This window comes from Streptomyces sp. ISL-87 (assembly GCF_018614095.1).
Lineage (GTDB): Bacteria > Actinomycetota > Actinomycetes > Streptomycetales > Streptomycetaceae > Streptomyces.
Window position 1 is genome coordinate 1 of the sequence record NZ_JAGGOY010000069.1, and the last position, 15,527, is coordinate 15,527.

General features: G+C 71.6%; 12 protein-coding genes, 2 pseudogenes and 1 riboswitch. Of the genes and pseudogenes, 10 read left to right on the top strand and 4 right to left on the bottom strand.

All coding sequences use genetic code 11. The features are described from left to right. Window positions 1-123 precede the first annotated feature (123 nt). The 5 genes and pseudogenes from J7I97_RS25165 to J7I97_RS25190 all read left to right on the top strand — a co-directional run bounded on the left by J7I97_RS25165 (window position 124) and on the right by J7I97_RS25190 (window position 6,772). A complete protein-coding gene (locus J7I97_RS25165; protein ID WP_214938713.1) occupies window positions 124-1,947 on the top strand; it encodes a long-chain fatty acid--CoA ligase in 1,824 nt (607 codons plus the stop codon). Window positions 1,948-2,059: 112 nt separating this feature from the next. Beyond that, on the top strand, window positions 2,060-3,328 hold the full coding sequence (locus J7I97_RS25170) for an ABC transporter substrate-binding protein (RefSeq protein WP_214938716.1): 1,269 nt from the start codon (window positions 2,060-2,062) through the stop codon (window positions 3,326-3,328). A gap of 28 nt (window positions 3,329-3,356) precedes the next feature. Continuing rightward, a pseudogene (locus J7I97_RS38870) lies at window positions 3,357-5,012 on the top strand (ABC transporter permease); the annotation flags it as partial. An 86-nt stretch (window positions 5,013-5,098) separates the two neighbouring features. Continuing rightward, complete coding sequence (locus J7I97_RS25185) at window positions 5,099-5,815, top strand: ABC transporter ATP-binding protein (protein WP_214938718.1); 717 nt, start codon at window positions 5,099-5,101, stop codon at window positions 5,813-5,815. A 108-nt stretch (window positions 5,816-5,923) separates the two neighbouring features. Next, window positions 5,924-6,772 carry an aldo/keto reductase gene (locus J7I97_RS25190; RefSeq protein WP_214938720.1) on the top strand — a complete coding sequence of 283 codons (849 nt, stop codon included), beginning with the start codon at window positions 5,924-5,926 and terminating at the stop codon, window positions 6,770-6,772. A 115-nt stretch (window positions 6,773-6,887) separates the two neighbouring features. Here the strand turns inward: J7I97_RS25190 and J7I97_RS25195 are convergent, their stop codons facing one another. Both J7I97_RS25195 and J7I97_RS25200 read right to left on the bottom strand, forming a co-directional pair. Beyond that, window positions 6,888-7,667, bottom strand: a complete 780-nt coding sequence (locus J7I97_RS25195; protein WP_374195512.1) for a methyltransferase domain-containing protein — start codon at window positions 7,665-7,667, stop codon at window positions 6,888-6,890. An 11-nt stretch (window positions 7,668-7,678) separates the two neighbouring features. Then, complete coding sequence (locus tag J7I97_RS25200; RefSeq protein WP_214938722.1) at window positions 7,679-7,984, bottom strand: 4a-hydroxytetrahydrobiopterin dehydratase; 306 nt, start codon at window positions 7,982-7,984, stop codon at window positions 7,679-7,681. Between the two features lie 203 nt (window positions 7,985-8,187). Here J7I97_RS25200 and J7I97_RS25205 point away from each other — a divergent pair, with 203 nt between their 5' ends. After that, window positions 8,188-9,999 (top strand): FAD-dependent oxidoreductase, encoded by a 1,812-nt coding sequence (locus J7I97_RS25205; RefSeq protein WP_214938724.1) that lies wholly within the window; start codon window positions 8,188-8,190, stop codon window positions 9,997-9,999. 24 nt (window positions 10,000-10,023) lie between these two features. Beyond that, a complete protein-coding gene (locus tag J7I97_RS25210) occupies window positions 10,024-10,815 on the top strand; it encodes a helix-turn-helix domain-containing protein (protein WP_214938726.1) in 792 nt (263 codons plus the stop codon). Here J7I97_RS25210 and J7I97_RS25215 read toward each other — a convergent pair. Next, on the bottom strand, window positions 10,801-11,226 hold the full coding sequence (locus J7I97_RS25215) for a hypothetical protein (RefSeq protein ID WP_214938728.1): 426 nt from the start codon (window positions 11,224-11,226) through the stop codon (window positions 10,801-10,803). The genes J7I97_RS25210 and J7I97_RS25215 overlap by 15 nt on opposite strands. A gap of 245 nt (window positions 11,227-11,471) precedes the next feature. On the opposite strand from J7I97_RS25215, the gene J7I97_RS25220 reads away from it, so the two are divergent. Continuing rightward, entirely contained in the window at window positions 11,472-11,744 is a 273-nt protein-coding gene (locus J7I97_RS25220) for a hypothetical protein (RefSeq protein ID WP_214938730.1), read from the top strand. A gap of 102 nt (window positions 11,745-11,846) precedes the next feature. Here J7I97_RS25220 and J7I97_RS25225 read toward each other — a convergent pair whose 3' ends face one another. Continuing rightward, window positions 11,847-12,737 carry a bifunctional 5,10-methylenetetrahydrofolate dehydrogenase/5,10-methenyltetrahydrofolate cyclohydrolase gene (locus tag J7I97_RS25225; RefSeq protein ID WP_214938732.1) on the bottom strand — a complete coding sequence of 297 codons (891 nt, stop codon included), beginning with the start codon at window positions 12,735-12,737 and terminating at the stop codon, window positions 11,847-11,849. Window positions 12,738-12,765: 28 nt separating this feature from the next. Continuing rightward, a riboswitch (ZMP/ZTP riboswitch) is annotated at window positions 12,766-12,859 on the bottom strand. A 74-nt stretch (window positions 12,860-12,933) separates the two neighbouring features. Between J7I97_RS25225 and J7I97_RS25230 the strand changes: the two are divergent. Both J7I97_RS25230 and J7I97_RS25235 read left to right on the top strand, forming a co-directional pair. Continuing rightward, window positions 12,934-13,720: pseudogene (locus tag J7I97_RS25230) on the top strand (class I SAM-dependent methyltransferase). 212 nt (window positions 13,721-13,932) lie between these two features. After that, window positions 13,933-15,513 carry an RNA polymerase sigma factor gene (locus tag J7I97_RS25235; protein WP_214938734.1) on the top strand — a complete coding sequence of 527 codons (1,581 nt, stop codon included), beginning with the start codon at window positions 13,933-13,935 and terminating at the stop codon, window positions 15,511-15,513. Window positions 15,514-15,527 lie beyond the last annotated feature (14 nt).

The following is a 15,527-nucleotide window of genomic DNA, read 5'->3' on the forward strand; positions in this document are numbered from 1 at the left end:
CGCCCGGCCAGGGCAAGGGCAGGGCCCGGTCGACCGGGGGGATCTTGTGGAGGTTTGCCGAGAGGCACCGGCGGCCGCGGTCGGTGGGGTAGCGTCGCGGCGCCGTCGGAGAGGAGCGGGGTGTTGCGCGAATTCACCGTCCCACCCGTGATCACAGCCGCGCCCGTCGGGGGCCTGGCCGACATCGTGTTCCAGCATGCCCGGCAGGACCCCGACCGGGTGGTCCTCGGCCGGAAGGCGGACGGGGCCTGGCAGGACGTGAGCTCCGGCGAGTTCGCCGCGGAGGTGGTCGCGCTCGCCAAGGGCCTGCTGGCCCAAGGCATCCGCTTCGGGGACCGGGTCGCCGTCATGTCCCGTACCCGGTACGAGTGGACCCTCTTCGACTTCGCCCTGTGGGCGATCGGTGCCCAGCCCGTCCCCGTCTACCCGACCTCCTCCGCGGAGCAGGTGCACTGGATCCTGTCCGATTCCTCCTGTACCGGGTGCGTGGTCGAGAACGAGGACCAGGCCATGACCGTCGGCTCGGTCGTCGAGCGTCTCCCCCATCTGCGCAGCCTCTGGCAGCTCGACGCCGGGGCGGTCTCCGACCTGGTCGACGGCGGGCGCGCAGTCGCGGAGGACGTCGTGCACCGGCATCGCAGCGCGGTGACGCCCGACTCGGTGGCCACCGTCATCTACACCTCGGGCACCACCGGCCGCCCCAAGGGGTGCGTGCTGTCGCACGGGAACTTCATGTTCGAGGCCGACACACTGGTGAGCCGTTGGGAGTCGGTCTTCCAGACCCGTCCCGGCGAGCAGCCGTCCACCCTGCTGTTCCTCCCCCTGGCGCATGTCTTCGGCCGGATGGTGGAGGTGGCGGCCATCCGCTCCCGCGTCAAGCTCGGGCACCAACCGGTGCTGGCGGCAGCCGAGTTGCTGCCGGATCTCGCCGCCTTCCGGCCGACGTTCGTGCTCGGGGTCCCGTACGTCTTCGAGAAGGTGTTCGCGGCGGCCCGCCGCAAGGCGGAGGCGGAGGGGCGTACGGGGCCCTTCGACCGGGCGGTGGAGGCGGCCGTACGGTACGCCGAGGCGCGCGAGCAGAAGGCGTTCGGTACCGGGCCCGGCCCCTCCGCCGGGCTGCGGATGGAGCACCAGGTGTTCGAGAAGCTGGTGTACGGGAAGGTCCGCGAGGCGATGGGCGGCCGGGTCCGGCACGCCATGTCGGGCGGGTCCGCGATGTCGCGGCGGCTCGGGCTGTTCTTCGACGGCGCCGGGATCCAGGTGTTCGAGGGGTACGGGCTGACGGAGTCGTGCGCGGCGGCCACCGCGAACCCGCCCGGGGCGACCAAGTACGGCACGGTGGGCCAGCCGATCCCGGGCACTACCGTGCACATCGCCGACGACGGGGAGATCTGGCTGCACGGCGGGCACATCTTCTCCGGGTACCTCAACGACCCCCCCTCCACGGAGGCGGTGCTGCGCGGCGGCTGGCTGGCGACCGGGGATCTGGGGCGGCTGGACGAGGACGGCTACCTCACGATCACCGGGCGCAAGAAGGAGATCCTGGTGACCTCCAACGGCAAGAGCGTCGCGCCGGCCGCCCTGGAGGAGCGGGTGCGTTCGCATCCGCTGGTGTCGCAGTGCGTACTGGTGGGCAACGACCGGCCGTACATCGCCGCGCTGCTGACCCTGGACATGGAGGGGGTGGCGCACTGGCTGTCGATGCGCGGCCTCCCGCAGCTGACGGCGGCGGACCTGGTGCACGACCCGGATCTGACGGCGGAGGTCCGACGGGCCGTGGTGGCCGCCAACACTCTTGTCTCGCAAGCCGAGGCGATCCGCACCTTCCGGGTGCTGGCCGAGCAGTTCAGCGAGGAACGGGGCTTACTGACCCCCTCGTTGAAGCTGAAGCGCGGAGCGATCGAGAAGGCGTACGCGCATGAGGTCGACGCCCTCTACCGGCCATGAAATCCTGAAATTCCTTATCTGACGATGCGTCATTTTACCTTGTCATGGATATTGACGGTGCGTCAGGTGACGCACAGAATGCGGGGATTCCGACCGGAGGGGGATCCCACCCATGCTGCGACCGATCCGCACCCTGGCCGCCGCGGCGGCCGCACTCGCGCTCGTTTCCGCCTGCAACTCCGCCTCCGACAGCACCACCGGCCCGGGCAAGCCCGGCGCGGCCGCCGGGAACGCCCGTGGGGTGACCGCCGACTCGATCAAGGTCGGCGGGATCGTCTCCATGACCAGCGCCAGCGGCTACAGCAAGAAGGACACCGACCTCGGGGCCAGGGCCCGGTACATGAGAGCCAACGCCGAGGGCGGGGTGAACGGCCGCGAGATCGACTACATCGGCGCGGAGGACGACGGCCAGGACCCGGCCAAGAACCTGGCCGCCGCCCGCAAGCTCGTTCAGCAGGACAAGGTCTTCGCGGTCTCCCCCATGAGCTCGGTCACCTTCTCCGGCGCCGACTTCCTCGAGCAGGAGAAGGTCCCCACCTTCGGCTGGGGCACGCTGCCGTCGTTCTGCGGCCCCAAGCACATCTACGGATTCAACGGCTGCCTGGTCCCCTCCCCCGGCGGCACCCTCAACCAGACCTGGCCCGAGGGCATGGGCCAGATCCTCGGCGGGGCGCAGGGCAAGTCGGTCGCGATCATCGCCAATGACAGCGACGCCGGGAAGTTCGGCATCCGGACCTTCCAACAGGGCTTCACCAGCGCCGGGTTCAAGGTCTCCTACGCCAAGGCCTCGGTGCCCGCCACCGCCGTGCCGAGCGACTGGTCGGCGTACGTGAAGGAGATCCTCGGCAGTGACGACGGCAAGGCGCCGGACGCCGTCGTGTCCGTCATGCAGACCCCCAACAACATCGGGCTGTTCACCGCCCTCAAGCGCGGCGGCTACAAGGGGCTGCTTTCCGACCCGACCGACTACGACCCCGGTCTGCTCGCGAAGGACGCCACCAAGCAGGCCCTCGACGGGGTCCACGTGCTGCTGCAGTTCCAGCCGTTCGAGTCGACGGACCCGAAGATGGCGCAGTTCAAGGCCGACATCAAGGCGGCCGCCGGCGGGCAGGACGTGCCGCTGAGCATGCACATGCTGACCGGGTACATGTCGGCCGACCTGTTCGTGTCCCTCGCGCAGAAGGCGGGCCGGGACCTTACCGTCGAGTCCTTCCAGAGCGCTGCGCAGGGCTTCTCCGACACCGGCACGCTCGTCGGCGACCGGGCGGAGCCGAAGGGCCAGAAGGAGAGCTTCGGCTGTGGGGCGCTCGTCCAGCTGAAGAACGGGGCGTACGAGGTCTCCGTACCGTTCAAGTGCTACGAGCCCATCCCCTTCAAGTAGTCCGCGCGAGGGGAGGGACGGGAGCGGCATGGACGATCTGCTCGTATTCGTGCTGAGTGGGCTGGTCTCCGGCGCCCTGTACGCACTGCTCGCCACCGGGCTGGTGCTGTCGTACTCGGCGTCCGGGCTGTTCAACTTCGCGCACGGGGCCACCGCCTACCTGTGTGCGCTCACCTTCTACGAGTTGCACTCCGGGCTGGGGTGGCCGGCCGTTCCGGCGGCGCTGCTGGTGGTGTTCGTACTGGCCCCGGGGCTCGGGTGGGGGCTGGACCGGCTGATGTTCCGGCGGCTGGCGCGGGTCGGGGAGACGGCGCAGATCGTGGCCACGATCGGGCTGCTCGTGGCGCTGCCCGCCAGCGGCCTGTGGGTGGTGGAACTGCTGGGCGATGCGGGGGCTCCGGTCAAGCCGGCGGAGAACCAGTTCGGGCTGCCGGGGGTGGGACCGAGCCCCGCGAAGTCCTGGCAGCTCGCGGACGGCGTCGGCGTCGACTCCGACCAGCTGATCACCTGGGTGGTGACGGCGGTGGTGGCGGTGGCGCTGTGGGTGCTGATGCGGCACACCCGGCTGGGGCTGCGGCTGCGGGCCGCCGTCGACAACCGCTCGCTGACCGAGCTGCGCGGAATCAGCGCCGACCGGCTGTCGTCGATGGCGTGGATGATCGCGTCCGGGCTGGCGGGGCTTGCCGGGGTGCTGGCGACGCCGTTGCTGGGGCTGTCCGCCCATGATTTCACCCTGTTCCTGTTCGTATCGGCCACGGCCGCGGTCATCGGGCGGTTCGCGTCCGTGCCGCTCGCGTTCGCGGGCGGGCTGGGGCTGGGAGTGCTGCAGAACCTGGTCGCCGGATACGCGTCCTTCGCCGAGGGGATCACCGGGTTCCGCACGGCCGTGCCGTTCCTGATCCTGTTCGGGGGGCTGCTCGTACTGGCCCGGCGGGCGCGGGCCGCGGGGACCGCGGCGGTGGATGTGGCGCCGGTGGATCACCTGGCCGGGGCGGGGTGGGGACGGCGGTGGGGGGTGTGGGCGGTGCTCGCGGGGTTGCTGGCTGCGGCCTTCTACACCGTGACCACGCCGTTTTGGAGTGGGCTGCTGGCGCAGGGGCTGGCCGTGGGGCTGGTGTTCATGTCCTTCACCGTGGTGACGGGCCTGGGCGCGATGGTGTCGCTGGCGCAGGCCACGTTCGTGACCGGGGCCGCGCTGGTGGCCGGGCTGCTGATGAGCCGGGGCTGGCCGTTCGCGGCGGCGCTGGCGGTGGGGACGTGCGTGGCCGCGGCGCTGGGGGCGTTGGTCGCCTTGCCGGCGTTGCGGCTGGGTGGGAGGTCGTTGGCGCTGGCGACGCTGGCGCTGGCGTTTCTGGCGGACCAGGTGCTGTTCCAGGTGGGGTGGCTGCGGAACGGGGATTCCGGGTGGTCGATTCCGCGGCCCGTGTTCGGGCCGGTGGATATGTCCGATGACCGGGCGTTCGGGGTGGCGCTGGTGGTGCTGGTGGCGCTGGTCGCCGGTGGATTGAGTGCGCTGCGGAATTCGCCTTCGGGGCGGGCGATGCTGGCGGTGCGGTCGGCGCCGGCGGCGGCGATGGCCTCCGGGGTGTCCGTACTGCGGACCAAGCTGCTGCTGTTCACGTTGTCGGCGGGGCTGGCGGGGTTCGGGGGTGTGATGTACGCGTCGTACAACACCCGGATCACGGCTACGGACTTCACGGCGATGACGGGGTTGGTGTGGCTGGCGGTGGTGGTGGCGGCGGGGGGAGATACTCGCCGTGCTCGGGCCCAATGGGGCGGGGAAGAGTGGATCTCGGGGTCCGGGCCGGCGAGGTGTGCGGGCTCATCGGGCCCAACGGGGCCGGGAAGACGACGCTGTTCGATGTGCTGTCCGGGATCCGGCGGCCCGACCATGGGCGGATGCTGCTCGGCGGGGCGGACATCACCCGCCGCTCCCCCGTCTGGCGGGCCCGGCACGGGATGCGCCGTACGTTTCAGCGGCAGCAGCTGTTCGGGCAGCTCAGCGTGGCCGACAACGTGCTCGTCGCGCAGGAGTGGCGGGGCGGCGGGGGCGGCCTTGCCGCTGACCTCCTCGCGTCGCCGACCCGGCGCCGTCGCGAGCGGGAGCGCCGCGAGCGGGGTGCGCGGGTGCTGGCCGACTGCGGGATCGGCGCGCTCGGGACCTCGTACGCCGGCGGGCTGCCCGTGGGCCGGGCCCGGATGGTGGAGCTGGCGCGCGCCGTGGCCGATCCGCCGCGGGTGCTGCTGCTGGACGAGCCCGCGTCCGGCATGTCGGCCCCCGAGCGGGAGCAGCTGGCGGCCGTGGTGCGGCGGCTGGCGGAGGAGGAGGGCTGCGCGGTGCTGCTGGCCGAGCACAACGTGGCCTTCGTGATGGACCTCTGCGCACGGGTGGTCGTACTCGACCTCGGGAGGGTGCTGGCCGAGGGGACGGCCGCCGAGGTGCGGGCGAATCCGTCGGTACGGGAGGCGTATCTGGGGGCCTCGTGAGGACCACCCGGTTGGCGGGAATACCGGGTCCGGGCGGCCGGTTGTCGCCGGTCGCAGGATCCCGCATCAGCCGGGTACGACCGCACCGAGGCGAGGAAGCGACCAGACGTGAACCAGGTCCCCACCATCAAGCTCAACAACGGCACGCTCATGCCCCAGCTCGGCTTCGGCGTCTGGCAGGTCCCGGACGACGAGGCGGAGCAGGTGGTGGGGACGGCGCTGGAGGCCGGATACCGCAGCATCGACACCGCCTCGGTCTACGGCAACGAGACGGGTACCGGCCGTGCCATCGCCGCCTCCGGGCTGCCGCGCGAGGAGCTGTTCGTCACCACCAAGCTGTGGAACGTCAAGACGCACGCCTGGGACCGGGACCGCGTGCTGCGCGCCCTCGACACCTCCCTCTCCCAGCTGGGCCTGGACCACCTCGACCTGTACCTGATCCACTGGCCCCGCCCGATGCGCGACGACTTCCTCACCATCTGGAAGACCTTCGAGGAGATCGCCGCGAGCGGCCGGGCCAAGGCGGTCGGCGTGTCGAACTTCCGTCCGGTGGACCTGGAGCGGATCGGCGCCGTGAGCGCACTGGTCCCGGCCGTCAACCAGATCGAACTGCACCCGCTCTTCCCGCAGACCGAGCTGCGCGCCCTGCACGCCCGTCTCGGCATCACCACCGAGGCCTGGTCCCCGCTGGGCCAGGGCCAGGAGCTGCTCACTCTTCCGGCCGTCGCCGAGATCGCCGCCAAGCACGGCCGCTCGGCCGCCCAGGTGGTGCTGCGCTGGCACCTCCAGCAGGGCAACGTGGTGATCCCGAAGTCGGTGACGCCGGCGCGGATCCGGGAGAACCTGGACGTTTTCGACTTCGAGCTGGACGCCGCGGACATCGCCGCGCTGGACGCCCTGGGGGCCGGGCCCGCGGGCCGGCGGATCGGGCCGGACCCGGCCCGGTTCGACATCTGAGCGCAGCGGGGGCCCCTGGAGTACGTCGAGTGGCTCGATGTCGCGAACGCGTCGGTGGACGGCGGAACCCGTGTGTCCGTGCCCCGGGTCGGCCGGACGGCCCGCGCGCGGTCCGTCAGTCGCGTACGAAGCCCTGAAGGCGGTACGTCGGCTCCGCGCGCGGGATGTCCTGGCCGGGCAGCAGCCCCAGCCGGGCCGCCAGCTCCTCCGGGGTGATTCCGCGCGGGCTGACCCGGGAGGCGTACTGCCCGGCCAGCAGCGCCTCGGCCGCCCCGCGCGGGGTGCGTCCCTGGCCGCGGCCCGCGAACAGGGCTTCCCCGTACGGCCGCAGGCCCGCCTCGGCGGCATACGCCGTCACGTGTGCGGACGCGTCCGCCGGCGCGGCCGTCAGATGCGGGGCGAGCACGTCGTCGATGTCGCTGCCCACATCGTGCGCGGCGTCCTTGTCCACGGTGGTGACGAACACCCCGCCGGGCCGCAGCACCCGTCCCGCTTCGGAGACGACGGCGGGCACCAGGCCGGGGTCCCGCAGCAGGTGCAGCAGCCACACGGCGCTCACCGCGTCCAGTGAGCCCGCCCGCACCGGCAGCCGGGTCCCGGAGGCCAGCACCACCGGGACCCCGCGGTGAGCGGCCATCGAGGCCATCCCGTACGAGGTGTCCGCGCCCAGCACCCGCAGCCCGTGGCGGGCCAGCCGGGCAGTGACGATTCCCGTGCCGCAGCCGAGGTCGAGCAGGGTGCGAGCGCCGGGCGGGAGGAGGCCGAGGACCGCCGCGGCGGCGGCCTCGGCGCGGGGTGTTCCGCCGCGGGTGGCGTCGTAGGCCTCGGCCTCCGCGTCGTAGTCGAGCAGCGGCTTCGGTATCCGTATCGGTGTCAGCGGGGTCATTGGGGTCATCGGTGTCGGCATCAGCTCGCTCCGTGGGTGGGGGCCAGGCCCTCGACCCGTTCGGCGAGCTCGAAGTCCGCGGCGGTCACCGCGTCGCCGGCGCTGTGGGTGTTCACCGACAGCCGGACGGTGTTGTAACCGAGGGTGAGATCGGAGTGGTGGTTCAACTCGTCCTGCACAGCGGCGATATGGGCGACGAGTGCGCTCGCCGCGAAGTGGCTGCCCAGCCGGTACGTGCGGGAGATCCGGTCGTCCTCGTAGGCCCAGCCCGGGAGTTCTTTCAGCCGGTCCTCGATCTCCTTCTGCGAAAGCGGCTCGTCCGACATCCGCTCGCTCCTTCCCCGTGGTCGCACTGACGTGGTGTCAAGGTTCCCACAGCACACGGCGCAGGGAAGCATTCACGCCATAGTGCGTGCGGGTACTTCCGCGCCTTCCGTGCCCACGGCGCCGCCCTTATGCTCCTGCGCCGGACGTGACTGTTACCGCCGGTAATAGGGCGCCGGTCAAGCGCACACCAAGGGGACACCACATGGCGCGCACGGGCAATTCCAGGCGTACGTTCATCGCGGGCGCGGCGGCCACCGCCGGCGCGCTGGGAGCCTCCGGGGCCCTCGCCGCCCCGGCGGCCGCCCAAGCCGGGGCCCAAGCCGGGGCCCTCGCGGCATCCGCAGCGCCCGCCAACGGCCGCCGGGTCGCCGTCCTCGGCGGCGGGGTGGCCGGACTTACGGCGGCCCACGAGCTCGCCGAGCGCGGCTACGCCGTCACGGTGTACGAGCGCCGGGCGCTCGGCGGCAAGGCCCGCAGCATGGACGTCCCCGGCAGCGCCCGCGGCGGCCGCCGCCCGCTGCCGGCCGAGCACGGTTTCCGCTTCATACCCGGCATCTACCACAACCTGCCCGACACGATGCGACGCATCCCGTTCCCCGGCAACGCCAACGGCGTCTGGGACAACCTGGTCGCCCCGCGCGAGATGATGTTCGCCCGGGCGGCCGGGCGCGAGGACCTGCGCGCGCCCATCCCGTGGCCCGACCACTCCCCCGCCGAGCTGACGCCCGACGAGCTCCGCCGCGCCCTGACCGGCATCCTCCAGTCCCTGGTCAGGCTGCCCCCGCATGAGACGGCGTACTTCGTGGACCGCGCGCTCGTCTTCCTCACCAGTTGCGACGAGCGGCGCAACGAGGTCTGGGAGCACACCCCTTGGTGGGATTTCGTGCGCGCGGAGCAGATGTCGGGCGAGTACCAGCGCATCCTGGCCGTCGGCATCACCCGCAACATCGTCGCGACCAAGGCGGAGGAGGCCTCCACGCGTACGGTCGGCACCCTCGGCGAGGCGTTCGTCTTCAACGCGCTGGGGCGCGGCGCCGACGGCCCGCCGGACCGGATCCTCAACCTGCCGACCAACGAAGCCTGGATCGACCCCTGGGAGGCCCATCTGCGCACCCTCGGCGTGGAGTTCAGGATCGGCTGGACGGTACGGGAGGTGCAGTACGGCAGCGGCCGCGTGAGCGGGGTCGTGGTCGAGGACCCCGCCGGCGCCCGCGCGACCGTCACCGCCGACCACTACGTCAGCGCCCTGCCCGTCGAGCACGCCCGCCGTACCTGGAGTGCGGCACTGCGGGCCGCCGACCCGATGCTGGGCCGCTGCGACAAGCTGGAGACCGACTGGATGACCGGTATCCAGTTCTATCTCACCGAGCGGGCGCCGCTGGTATACGGACACCTCAACTGCATCGACTCGCCCTGGTCACTGACGGCCATTCAGCAGGCCGAGCACTGGCCGGCCAGGGACTTCCCCGCCGACTACGGCGACGGGGTGGCGGTGGACTGCCTTTCGGTGGACATCTCGGAGTGGGACAAGCCCGGGATCCTGTACGGGAAGACCGCCAAGCAGTGCACGCGTGAGGAGGTCGCACGCGAGGTGTGGGCGCAGCTGAAGGCCTCCCTCAACGACACCGGGAAGACCCTGCTGAGCGACGGCGCGCTGCACTCCTGGTTCCTGGACCCGGGTGTGGACGGGCTCGGGACCCCGAACCCGACGAACCAGGACCAGCTGCTTATCCACCCGACCGGCACCTTCCACAACCGGCCGACGGCGGGCACCCGCATCCCCAACTTCTTCCTCAGCGGGGACTACGTGGCGGTGGACATCGACCTGGCGACGATGGAGGGGGCCAATGCCTCGGCCCGCGCGGCCGTCAACTCCCTGCTGGACCGGGAGGGTTCGCAGGCGCCGCGGTGCACGGTGCAGCCGATGTACCGGGCCCCGGAGGTGGAGTCCGCGAAGCGGCACGACCTGTGGCGCTACCGTCTCGGCCTGCGGAACGTCTTCGACCTGGGGTGACCGGCCTGAGTTAACGTCGTGAGCATGACCACCACGACGTCTGTCGGAGACCTGCTCCGCACCTGGCGGCAGCGGCGCGGCATCAGCCAGCTGGAGCTGGCGGGCCGCGCCGACTCGTCCTCCCGTCACATCAGCTTCATCGAGACCGGCCGGTCCCGGCCGAGCGAGGAGATGGTGCTGCGTCTCGCGGACCGTCTCGACGTACCGGTCCGCGAGCGCAACTCGCTGCTGCTCGCGGCAGGTTACGCCCCGCACTACGCGCAGACCCCGCTGGACGACCCCTCGATGGGGACGCTGCGCGAGGGCCTGGAGCGGCTGCTGACCGGCTACGAGCCGTACCCGGCGCTGGTCGTGGACGCCACGTACAACGTCGTCGCCGCCAACCGGGGCATCGCCATGCTGCTGGACGGCCTGCCCGAGCACCTGCTGACGCCGCCGCTGAACGCCATGCGGATCACCCTTCATCCCGAGGGCCTGGCCCCGAGGATCCGCAACCTCAAGCAGTGGCGCGGGCATCTGCTGGCCCAGATGGAGCGGCAGATCGCGCTGGCCCGCTCGGCGCCGCTGCGCGCGCTGTACGACGAGGTGGCGGCCCATCCGGTCGCCGGCCGCCCGGGCGACGCCGAACCGGACGAGCCCGTCCCGTACATCGCGCTGCCCCTGCTCATCGAGCACGACGGCCACCTGCTCTCCTTCGTGTCGTCCATCGCCACCTTCAACACGCCGATGGACGTGACCGTCGCCGAGCTGGCCATCGAGACCTTCCTCCCGGCGGACCCGGCGACGGTGAAGTACCTGCGTTCACTGTCCCCTTGAGGCGACGGCGCGCAGCGCCAGCTGCTGGAGGAGGGCGAAGGAGGCCACGGTGACCGCCTGCATCGGGACCCATGCGGCGCCGGCCACGGTCGGCGAGAGCCAGAAGGCGACCGCCGCGAGGCTCAGGGCGGCCCAGGCGTAGTTGCCCTCGATCACGACCTTCACGGGGAGGACCGGGGGCTGCCGGCGCGAGGCCAGCCAGGCGACCCCGGCGCCGTAGAGCACGAGGAAGATCCCGAGCTCCAGGAGCAGGCCCTGCCCGATTCCGAGGAGCCGTCCCAGCGGCGCGGAGAACGCGAGGTAGGCGAGCCCGTTGCCGGTGGTGACGACGGCGTCGAGCGCGAGGAACCGGCGCAGGGCGGTCTGCGGGGCGGTGGTGCGGGCGATGCTGCCGAGCAGGGTTGCGGACATGGCGGATCAGCCTCCGTCGAGGGGCGAATGGGTCATGCGGGGGTCGGGTACCGGATCCCGGAGCCGAGTGCGCGGCGCCGGAACCCGATGACCCCACTGTGCCGCCGGGCCGCGGGCGGGTCGATTACCCCCGAGGTCATGACCGTCGCCGCCCGCCGCAGGCCGCTGCCCGCCGCCCCTGCCCCGCCGCTGCCCGCCGCCCCCGCCCCGCCGCTGGCCGCCGCCCCTGCCCGCCCCGCAGGCGGGTGCCGGGCGCCACCGGGATGCGGCCGGGGCCGGGAGCCGGCGCGGTCGAGGCGTACGTCAACCGGCTGATCACCGGGGCCACCACCCGGAAGGCTCTCACCGCCGCCCTTCTCCAGGTCATGACCATGAACGGTGCGCCCACGCACTGGTTCCGCCCGTCCGTGGTCTGGCACGTGCTGCGGGCCTCGGACCGGGGCGCGCTCAGGGCCGCGCCCCTGACGGCGGCCGAGCGCGCCGCCGCGGGCCTCGACCCCGCCGGCCGGGCCCGCTGACACGAAACACCCCGGGCCGATCGGCCCGGGGCGTCGTAGGTCAGTGTGCGTCGAAGGTCAGTGCGGCGCGGGGATGTGCGGCGCGGGTCAGCGCGGCGCGGGTCAGAGGTCCGCGAGCGCCAGCCCGGCCTGCGCCGCGGCCGCCTGCACGGTCTGCTCCAGCAGCACGGCGATGGTCATCGGGCCGACGCCACCCGGCACCGGGGTGATCAGCGAGGCGCGGGCGGCCGCCGACTCGAAGTGGACATCGCCGACGTTGCCCTCGTTGTAGCCGGCGTCCAGCACCACGGCGCCCGGCTTGATGTCCTCACCCCGGATGAACTCGGCCTTGCCGACCGCGGCGACCAGCACGTCCGCCTGGCGCACGATCGAGGGCAGGTCCTGGGTGCGGGAGTGGCAGTAGGTGACGGTGGCGTTCTGCTCCAGCAGCAGCATCCCGGCCGGCTTGCCCAGGATCGCGCTGCGGCCGACGACGACGGCGTGCTTGCCGGTCAGGTCCACGTCATAGGCGGCGAGCAGGCGCATGATGCCGCCGGGGGTGCAGGAGACGAAGCCCGGCAGCCCGAAGCCCATGGCGGCGAAGGAGTGCATGGTGACGCCGTCGACGTCCTTGCCCGGGGCGATGGCCTCGAAGGCGGCGCGCTCGTCGATGTGGTGCGGGACGGGGTGCTGGAGCAGGATGCCGCTGATCTCCGGGTCCTCGGAGAGCGCGGTGAGGGTGGCCACCAGCTCCTCGGTGGTGGTCTCCGCGGGGAGCTCCACGTGGCGGGAGGTGATCCCGGCCTTGGCGCAACGGTTCTGCTTCATGCGCACGTAGGTGACGGACGCGGGGTCCTCGCCGACCAGTACGGTCGCGAGACACGGCGCGGTGCCGGTGCGCTCGGTGATCTTCGCCGCGTAGGCGGCGGTCTGCTCCGAGATGCGGCGGGCGAGGGCGGTGCCGTCCATGAGCTGGGCGGTCTGCGCCGGCTGAACGGACTGGGCAGTCGTCATGGGGTCTCCTGAGCGTCGCTGCGGAATCGCGGTTCGCCCAGGCGCGCGGCAGTCGACGTACCGGAGTACGCCGGGCCGCTCCCCGGTGGTGATCCACCCGAACGCCAGTCACGGCCCGCCGCCCACTGTAGTCGACGGGAGGAACGGGGTCGCTTATCCGGTGGATGACAGGGCCCCAGCCTGGGACGATTTAGACATGACGCGTACTTTCGATCATCTCGTCGCCGAAGCCGAGTCCGTCTCCGTCGACGGCTGGGACTTCTCCTGGCTGGACGGCCGTGCCACCGAGCAGCGGCCCTCCTGGGGCTACCAGAAGCTGATGAGCGAGCGTCTCGCCCGGGTCCGGTCCGCCCTCGACATCCAGACGGGCGGCGGCGAGGTGCTCGCCGGGGCCGGGCCCCTGCCGCCGTTGATGGCGGCCACCGAGTCCTGGCCGCCGAACATCGAGAAGGCGACCCGGCTGCTGCACCCGCTCGGCGCGGTGGTGGTGGCGGACGCCGACGAGCCCCCGCTGCCCTTCGGCGACGAGGCCTTCGACCTGGTCACCAGCCGGCATCCGGTGACCATCTAGTGGGACGAGATCGCGCGGGTGCTGAAGCCCGGCGGCACCTACCTGTCGCAGCAGGTCGGGCCGGCGAGCGTTTTCGAGCTCGTGGAATACTTCCTCGGCCCGCAGCCGGAGGAGGTGCGGCGCGGCCGGCACCTGGGGGCACCTCCCAGCGGTAGCTGGGGGAGACGCGGTCGCCGACGCCTCCAAGGCCGGGCTCGAAGTGGTCGGTCTGCGCTCCGAGCGACTGCGCACGGAGTTCAACGACATCGGAGCCGTGATCTACTTTCTCAGGAAGGTGATCTGGATGGTGCCCGGCTTCACGGTCGGGCAGTACCGGGACCGGTTGCGCGAGCTGCACGAACAGATCGAACGCGAAGGCCCGTTCGTCGCGCACACCGCCCGCTTCCTCATCGAGGCCCGCAAAACGGACTGACGGGGAGGCGGACGGATCAACGCCGGAAAGGTTGCGCGGCCACAGCGTGGCGCAGGTCACTCAATTCAGCGCGTAACGAATCGACTCGGGCATGCGATGAACCGACAGGCGTCCTCGCGCGGCCCGGAATACAGAGCCCCCTCGGGTCTGTTTCCCGAGTTCGCGCGATGATGTCCCGCCCACCCTTATCTGTTCGCAACGAGAGGCTCCTTGTGTCGCTCAGCCCGTCCCGTACGTTCCCTCCGGAGATCGCCGAATCCGAGGCCCTTGTCGCGCTTGTCGAGCGCGGCCGCGAGCAGGGTCACATCAACGGTGACGACGTGCGCCAGGCCTTCGAGGCCGGCCGCATCCCGGTGGACCAGTGGAAGCGGGTCCTGCGCAGCCTGAACCAGGTCCTGGACGAGGAGGGTGTCGCCCTGCACGTCAGCGCGGCCCCCGCCACGAAGGCTGCCGCGAAGAAGCCCCGCAAGGCGGCAGCGGCCCCGGCCCGCACCGTGACCAAGAAGGCGGCCGCCGCGCCGCGCCTCATCGGCGCGCGCAAGACCGCGGCCGCGGCCGCGCCCGTCGCTGCCGCGGCGGCGATATCTGCCGACTCCGTCGGTGCCGATGTGTCCGAGGACACGGAGGCCGCCGCCCCCAAGAAGCGCGTGGTCAAGAAGGCCGCCGCGAAGAAGACCGCCGTCAAGAAGACCACCGCGGCCAAGAAGACCTCCGCCAAGGACGCCGACGAGGGCGAGACCCCCGTCGTCGGCGAGGACTGGGCAGCCGAGGACCTGGCCGACGAGGCCGAGGAAGAGGCCCCCAAGGCCGGCGGCACCCAGGGCTTCGTGCTCTCCGACGACGACGAGGACGACGCCCCGGCGCAGACGGTCATGGTGGCCGGCGCCACCGCCGACCCCGTCAAGGACTACCTCAAGCTCATCGGCAAGGTGCCGCTCCTCAACGCCGAGCAGGAGGTCGAGCTCGCCAAGCGCATCGAGGCGGGTCTCTTCTCCGAGTACAAGCTCGAAGAGGAGGAGGACCACAAGCCCGCCTTCAAGCGCGAGCTGGAGATCCTGGTCGAGGACGGCCGCCGCGCGAAGAACCACCTGCTGGAGGCCAACCTCCGCCTCGTGGTCTCCCTCGCCAAGCGCTACACCGGCCGCGGCATGCTCTTCCTGGACCTGATCCAGGAGGGCAACGTCGGCCTGATCCGCGCCGTGGAGAAGTTCGACTACACCAAGGGCTTCAAGTTCTCCACGTATGCGACCTGGTGGATCCGGCAGGCGATCACGCGCGCCATGGCCGACCAGTCGCGCACCATCCGCATCCCCGTCCACATGGTCGAGATCATCAACAAGCTCGCCCGCGTGCAGCGCCAGATGCTCCAGGACCTCGGCCGGGAGCCCACGCCGGAGGAGCTGGGCAAGGAGCTCGACATGACCCCTGAGAAGGTCATCGAGGTCCAGAAGTACGGCCGCGAGCCGATCTCCCTGCACACCCCCCTGGGCGAGGAGGGCGACAGCGAGTTCGGTGACCTCATCGAGGACTCCGAGGCCGTCGTGCCCGCGGACGCGGTGTCCTTCACCTTCCTCCAGGAGCAGCTGCAGTCGATCCTGGGCACGCTCTCCGAGCGTGAGGCGGGCGTGGTCTCCATGCGCTACGGCCTGAACGACGGCCAGCCGAAGACCCTGGACGAGATCGGCCGCGTGTACGGGGTCACCCGTGAGCGCATCCGCCAGATCGAGTCCAAGACCATGTCGAAGCTGCGCCACCCGTCGCGTTCGCAGGTGCTGCGCGACTACCTCGACTAAAAAGCCGGTCAGGC